General features: G+C 62.5%; 4 protein-coding genes and 1 pseudogene. 2 read left to right on the forward strand and 3 right to left on the reverse strand.

The window, feature by feature from the left end:
• The first annotated feature begins 198 nt into the window (after positions 1–198).
• Positions 199–2,157 carry an RNA polymerase sigma factor RpoD gene (gene rpoD, locus AC1DKD_RS37755; RefSeq protein ID WP_441627988.1) on the forward strand — a complete coding sequence of 653 codons (1,959 nt, stop codon included), beginning with the start codon at positions 199–201 and terminating at the stop codon, positions 2,155–2,157.
• A 101-nt stretch (positions 2,158–2,258) separates the two neighbouring features.
• Here rpoD and AC1DKD_RS37760 read toward each other — a convergent pair whose 3' ends face one another.
• Both AC1DKD_RS37760 and AC1DKD_RS37765 read right to left on the reverse strand, forming a co-directional pair.
• On the reverse strand, positions 2,259–2,873 hold the full coding sequence (locus AC1DKD_RS37760) for a DUF1294 domain-containing protein (protein WP_441627986.1): 615 nt from the start codon (positions 2,871–2,873) through the stop codon (positions 2,259–2,261).
• A gap of 71 nt (positions 2,874–2,944) precedes the next feature.
• Positions 2,945–4,243 (reverse strand): DUF3422 family protein, encoded by a 1,299-nt coding sequence (locus AC1DKD_RS37765; RefSeq protein ID WP_441628035.1) that lies wholly within the window; start codon positions 4,241–4,243, stop codon positions 2,945–2,947.
• A gap of 237 nt (positions 4,244–4,480) precedes the next feature.
• Here AC1DKD_RS37765 and AC1DKD_RS37770 point away from each other — a divergent pair, with 237 nt between their 5' ends.
• Positions 4,481–5,332, forward strand: coding sequence for a LysR substrate-binding domain-containing protein (locus AC1DKD_RS37770; RefSeq protein WP_441627984.1), 852 nt, complete (start codon positions 4,481–4,483; stop codon positions 5,330–5,332).
• A 752-nt stretch (positions 5,333–6,084) separates the two neighbouring features.
• On the opposite strand, the pseudogene AC1DKD_RS37775 reads toward AC1DKD_RS37770, so the two are convergent.
• Positions 6,085–6,407, reverse strand: a pseudogene (locus AC1DKD_RS37775) (TonB-dependent receptor); the annotation flags it as partial.

The raw sequence follows: 6,407 nt of genomic DNA on the forward strand, positions 1-6,407 counted from the left end.
ATGTAGAATATCGCCCTTTGGCTTGAACGGACACGCAATGCCGGACTGGGAGTCCCAGCGGATTGCGGCAGATGTCCGTCTCTCGGCAGCTAGCAATGCTGCGAGGGCTTTGACAGCCGCAGGTGCGATGGGTGTACCCTCGTATGGGCAACAGTCAAGAAGTAATCAAGTAGTAATTCAGCAAGGGAGCAGCAGTTAATGGCGAGTGGCGCACAACGGACGTTGGCAGAATCGAAAACAGCATTGGCCGGCAAGAAGCCGGCCGGTAGGGGTGCGGCGTCCACGGCTCAAGCTGATCCCGCAACCGAAGCTACGGAGCGCAGCCAGCAGCTGCGCGCACTGATCCAGCTGGGCAGGGAACGCGGCTACCTGACGCACGCGGATATCAGCGACCATTTGCAGGGCAATTTCACCGACACGGCTGCGATGGAAAGCATCGTCAGCACGTTCGCTGAAATGGGCGTGACGATCTACGAGCAGACGCCGGACGCCGAAGCGCTCCTGCTGCGCGATAGCGCGGTCGCGGCCTCGGACGACCAGGCCGACGAAGAGGCGGAAGTCGCGCTGTCGACCGTCGACTCCGAGTTCGGCCGGACCACCGACCCGGTGCGGATGTACATGCGGGAAATGAGCTCGGCAACCTTGCTGACCCGCAAGCAGGAAGTGGAGATCGCCAAGCGCATCGAAGACGGCCTGAACCGCATGGTTCACGCCATCGCTGCCTGCCCGTCCACCATTGCGACGATCCTCGAACTCTCGCAGCGCGTGGAGCGCGATGAAATCCGCATCGATGAACTGGTCGACGGGCTGATCGAAGGGGAAGCCGAGGTGGCCGCCGAAGCCGACGACGACACCAGCCGCGATGAAGTCGCCGCCGATGACGAGAGCGACGACGACAGCGACGAAGGTGCGAGCGCGCAAGCCAACGAATCCGCCGCGCTTTCCAAGCTGCGGGACGATTGCCTGACGCGGTTCGCCCGCGTGGCCGATCATTTCGAGGCCATGCGCAAGGCCTACACCGCGCATGGCGTGGAGTCGGAAGGATTCCTCATGGCTCAGCTCGCGGTCCGCGAAGAGCTGAGTTCGATCCGCTTTACCGCCAAGACCATTGAGCGCCTGTGCGCCGATGTCCAGGCCGTGGTGGAAGAAGTGCGTGTCGTCGAGCGCCAGATCCTGCAGCTGATGGTGGAGCGGTGCGGCATGCCCAGGGAAGAGTTCATCGAACGCTTCCCCGGCAACGAGACCAATCTTGCCTGGGGCCGCTCGCTTGCTGCCGAATCGCGCTCGTACAGCGACTCGGTCGGCCGTAGCCTGCCGGACCTCGAATCGCATCAGCAAAAGCTGGTTGATATTCACGCACGCGCGGTGTTGCCGCTGTCGGAGCTGAAGCTGGTGAACCGCCAGATGCTGACCGCCGAGCGCCAGATGCGCCAGGCCAAGCACGAGATGACGCAAGCCAACCTGCGTCTGGTGATCTCGATCGCCAAGAAGTACGTGAATCGCGGCATGCAGTTCCTGGACCTGATCCAGGAAGGCAATATCGGCCTGATGAAGGCGGTCGACAAGTTCGAGTACCGCCGCGGCTGGAAATTCTCCACCTATGCAACGTGGTGGGTCCGCCAGGCAGTGACGCGGGCGATCGCCGACCAGGCCCGGACCATCCGGGTGCCGGTGCATATGATCGAGACGATCAACAAGCTCAACCGCATCTCGCGCGAAATCATGCAGCGCACCGGCAAGGCCGCGGATCCCGCGGCGCTTGCCGAGCGCATGGAGATGCCTGAAGAGAAGGTCCGCTCGATCATGAAGATCGCCAAGGAGCCCGTCTCCATGGAAACGCCGGTTGGCGAGGACGGCGATACGAGCCTGGGCGACATGATTGCCGACTCGGATACCGCGTCCCCGGCGGAAGCCGCACTGCATGCGAGCCTGCGGGCGACCGTGCGGGAAATGCTGGACGACCTGACGCCCCGCGAGGCCAAGGTGCTGCGGATGCGTTTCGGTATCGACATGTCCACCGACTACACGCTGGAAGAAGTCGGCAAGCAGTTCGATGTGACCCGCGAACGGATTCGCCAGATCGAAAGCAAGGCGATGAAGAAGATGCGGCATCCGAGCCGCGCGGACCATCTGAAGGCGTTCCTGAAGGAAGGCTGATAGCGGGGCGCCGGGGCAAGTCCTGGCGCCAACGCGCGACGAAGCGATGCAGCGACGAAGGGGGTTGCGGCCAGGTTGAGGCCGTGACCCCCTTCTTCGTTTCAGGCCGGCACAAGGGTCTTCCAGAGCACCATGGCGCCGATGTTCAGGACCACGGTGCCCCAGAAAGCCGCCTGAAACGCCTGCTTCCGGTTTTTGTGGCGCAGCAGATGTTGCGCGGCAAGTGCGCCCGGCCAGCCACCACACAGGGCGAGGAAGTGCAGGTGGGCCTCGGGCGTGCGCCATTCCTTGCGGTTGGCGCGGGCCTTGTCGGCGTTGTACGCAAGGAATGCAACGATACTCATCACTAGACTGATCGCGCCGGCAAGCCGCGGGAGAAACCCACCGAGGGCGCCGGCGAAAATCGCCGCCAGGGCGATCGCGGCCAGGAAAACCGGCAGCACGCTTGCCTGGTTTTGCGGTTTCGGTGCGCCCAGCATCGAGACGTTGCTGGCTTGCATGCGGCCGTCCTTGCCCTTGCCCAGTTCAAACATGACGCGGTCGCCAGGCTTCGGCCGGACTGAACGGTTCTGCAGCGCGGTGATGTGAAAGAAAATGTCCTTCACGTCGGCATGTACATCGATAAAGCCATAGCCCTTGTCGGCATTCCAGGATGTTACGCGGCCTGCTTTTTTCATTTTTGTTCGGCGTGGAAATAGACCGGGAGCGTCGCACAAATCCCCCTTTCGCACAACGAGCGGCAGCCGAAGCCTGAGGAAGGGGAAGGGTGGCGCGTCTTAAGCTGGCCTCAGACTGTCCTCTCTCCGCCCGGAACGGCTTGCTTGGAGACGACCATGTTCCGCTTCGGTCCGGTCCGCTTGCTGCGCCTGGTAGCGCGCAATACCAGCAGGACAACCGGGATGATCAATATCCCCTCAAGCAGTTCGGGATCGAGCGGAAGATGCACCGCGTGGAGGGCTTTGAGTCCGGCGCCGGTCAGGGACAGCACGTAATACGAGATGGCCGCAACGGATAAGCCCTCGACTGCGTGCTGAAGTCCCAGCTGGCTGCGGGCCGTTTGGTCCATTCCCTCCAGCAGGCGAGTGGTGTCCTGCTCCTGCGCAAGGTTGACGCGCGTACGCAGCAGGTCGACAGCTCTTGCCACACGTCCCGCAAATTGTTCGTGGCGCGCCCAGACCGCCTTGCACGTTTCCATTGCGGGGGCAAATCGACGCTCCATGAATTCGGCGATCGTTGGCACGCCTTCGATGCGCTCTTCCCGCAGTTCATGAATCCGTGCGAGCACGAGCTTTTCATAGGCGCGAGATGCACTGAAGCGCCCACCGGATTCGGCCAGCGCCTCGATCCGCACCGCCAGATGGGTCAGCCGGACCAGCAATTCGGCATCATGTTGCGGTCCGGGACTTGCATCCATGCTGTGCATCAATGGCCCGAGCGCCCGCTGCAGTTCGTCCAGGCTTCCGCCCAGGTCGCGAGCGACCGGCAATGCCAGCAATGCCATCATTCTGTATGTCTCGATCTCGTAGAGACGCTGCAGGAGGCGGCCACCTTGCTCTTCACGAAAGCCATCGTCGATCACGAGAAATCGCGAGAAGCCGTCCGGCTGGATGGTCCAGTCGCAGAATACCTGCCCACCTCCCAGTACATGGCTGCCGACAAGAATCGGACCATCGATCCACTCCCGCAGGTCCCGGCGCGCCCGGTTTGCGCCTTCGCCCGACACGAGCTCCATTCGGGCCGCGACAAACCGCTTGCCTTCAAACGCATGGAACCATTCAGATGGCACGTGCGCCGTAGCCAGATCGGAGAAGTAGTCCGTGTCATGGCGTTTTGCGACGAACGTGAAGGTCGAAAACTCCGTGTGCCGTTCCCACTTCAACTCTTTTTCCGCTCCCCACCGCGCCGAATAGTGCTTTGTGCCGTCGGCGGGGGCGTCCAGGCCAGTGAGACGGCACAGCGCTCTCAGGAGCGTCTGGTGAATTGCCGTGTCGTCATCGGCATAGATGGCAAAGTGCACCAGTGACACCGAGCCGCCAATCCTGAGAAACGGCCGTGCATGCAATTCGCGCGAAAGGCTGGCGCGCAGGGTCCATAGCTTGATGCCTGTTTGTTAATCCGCTAATTAACTAATTAACCGCATTGACTCCGATCGCGGCGTGTCGGGTTGCAACCGAGGGCACCTTCAATCCGCCTTTCGTCGGCGCGACCCGCCGCACACCCGCGCGGCCTGCGCTTCAGCGTTGCTTGCGTGTGAGTATGCCCTTGGCGCATGATTAAGAAAAACGGGTAAAATTGATCGTTCGCATCAGATTTTCTGATATTTATGAAAGCGCTTGACCTCGACGTGCTGACGATGCTTGTGGCTGTTGCCGATACCAGCAGCTTCAGCCGTGCGGCGCAGGTGGTGCATCGTTCCCAGTCTGCGGTCAGCATGCAGATCAAAGCGCTGGAGCTGGCGCTCGGCAAGCCCCTGTTCGTGCGAAGAGCAAGAAGCGTTGCCCCGACGCAGGATGGCGAAGTCCTGTTGGGGTTTGCGCGGCGCATGCTTGCCCTGCGTGACGAGGCCTGGGCGGCGGTGGTTCGCCCGGACGTGACGGGCAGGGTCGTCATTGGCGTGCCCGACGACTATGCTTCTTCGCTGTTGCCCGCGATCCTCAAGAAGTTTTCGGCGACTTACCCTAAGGTCGAGATCCAGGTCATCGGACTGCCGAGCGTGGCGCTGGCGCCGATGGTCAGGGATGGATCGGTCGACCTCGTATGCGCAACACGCGTAAAGGGGTTGTCCGGCGAGTTCATCCGACACGAGCCGATGGTCTGGGCGGCTGCGCCAAGCGCCGATGGGATATGGCGCGAGAGACCGCTTCCGATCGCTGTGTTCCTGCCGGGCAGCGTCGCGCGGGAAAACGCTATTCGCAGCCTTGAGCGCGCGAAGATTACCTATCGGACCTCGTACGAGAGCCCCAGTTTGCTCGGCCTGCTCAGCATGGTCGAAGCCGGCCTCGCCGTGGCTCCCCTTGCGCGCTGCGCGGTTCCGCCTCACTTCACCTTGCTTGGCCAGGCTCAGGGCCTTCCGGAGATTGCAGCGCTGGAAGTCATCCTGGCGCGAAGTGCAGGTTCCAGGCGACCGCCGTGCGATTTCCTTGCCGAACAGATCGTTTCCGAGTTGCGGCGATAGGGCAGTCATGCGACGTCACAGCGGTTCAACCAGCCGCCTTCCATTCGCGCTCATGGCGCGCGCACTGTTGCATTTCGCCCTCACGCCTGACGGGCGCTAACAATTGATTACAACCGGGGTGGTCGGGCCGAACTATGCTCCCCCGTGCTCAAAAACTGCGGTAGCCAGGTACAGTGGCATGCCGTGCTACATGGAAGAAGCGTCGCATGATCAAGATCTGTTCGATTCCCCTGGTGGCCATTGCCATGTTGGCGGCCACCGCGGGAGCCGCCCGGGCGCAGCATGTTGTCGGGGGGATGGGCGAGGATGTCAGGATCGGCGCCTTTGGTGGCCACGCGGACAATCGCTTGGGCGGCCGCGTCCTGCCCGACAAGCATGGGCTCGATACGGCCGGCCGGAACGGGGCACGCACGCGAGCCGGTGGCCGACAGGCAGTGCACGCCGCCGGTACGCGTGCAAAGGTGCCTTTACTTCCTGGCAGGCATTTGCCATAGGCGGCATTTCTGCAGGGGACACTCCCGGCGTTGACGCTCTATTCCCCTCCGGTACGACACGTTGAAGCCTTCGGAAAGCGAGATCATGCCTGCGCGCCTTGCGTCAGGCGGCCCAGCGCGCCGGGCTGCTCGGTTCGGACACACCGTTGGTGCAGTAGGGAGAATCGCATTGCTGAATCAGCAAAGTGCGCAGATAGCGATCGCCATGCTTGCCATGCCTCGCAAGCGCTCGTAGCCAGGCGCGCTCCCATTGTCGGATCACATGCGGTAAATCACGCCGGCCCAGACGCTGCGGGGAGCGCCAGGGGCGACAAACAGCGCGCTGGCGTTGTCTCCCGGCGTATTCTGCGGACGTAGCAGATTGCCGTTGGGAAAGACGTCATTGGCGATCTGCCCGTAGGTCTCGTAGCGGCGGTCGAACAGGTTGGCCACACGCAAGTAGACTTCGAAGCCTTTGCTCACGCGATACGAGGCGCGCAGGTTGACCGTGGCATACCCCGGCGTACTCCAGTTCACGGACTTCGGCGCCTTGCCGGGCTGCGGGTCGGCGCGCAGGCCGTCTTCGTTGCCACTGGTGACGC

The sequence above is a fragment of the Cupriavidus sp. 05T313 genome, from assembly GCF_056396665.1.

Coding starts and splice junctions, on each gene's coding strand:
- rpoD (WP_441627988.1), top strand. CDS start 199: ATGGCGAGTGGCGCACAACGGACGTTGGCAGAATCGAAAACAGCATTG.
- AC1DKD_RS37770 (WP_441627984.1), top strand. CDS start 4,481: ATGAAAGCGCTTGACCTCGACGTGCTGACGATGCTTGTGGCTGTTGCC.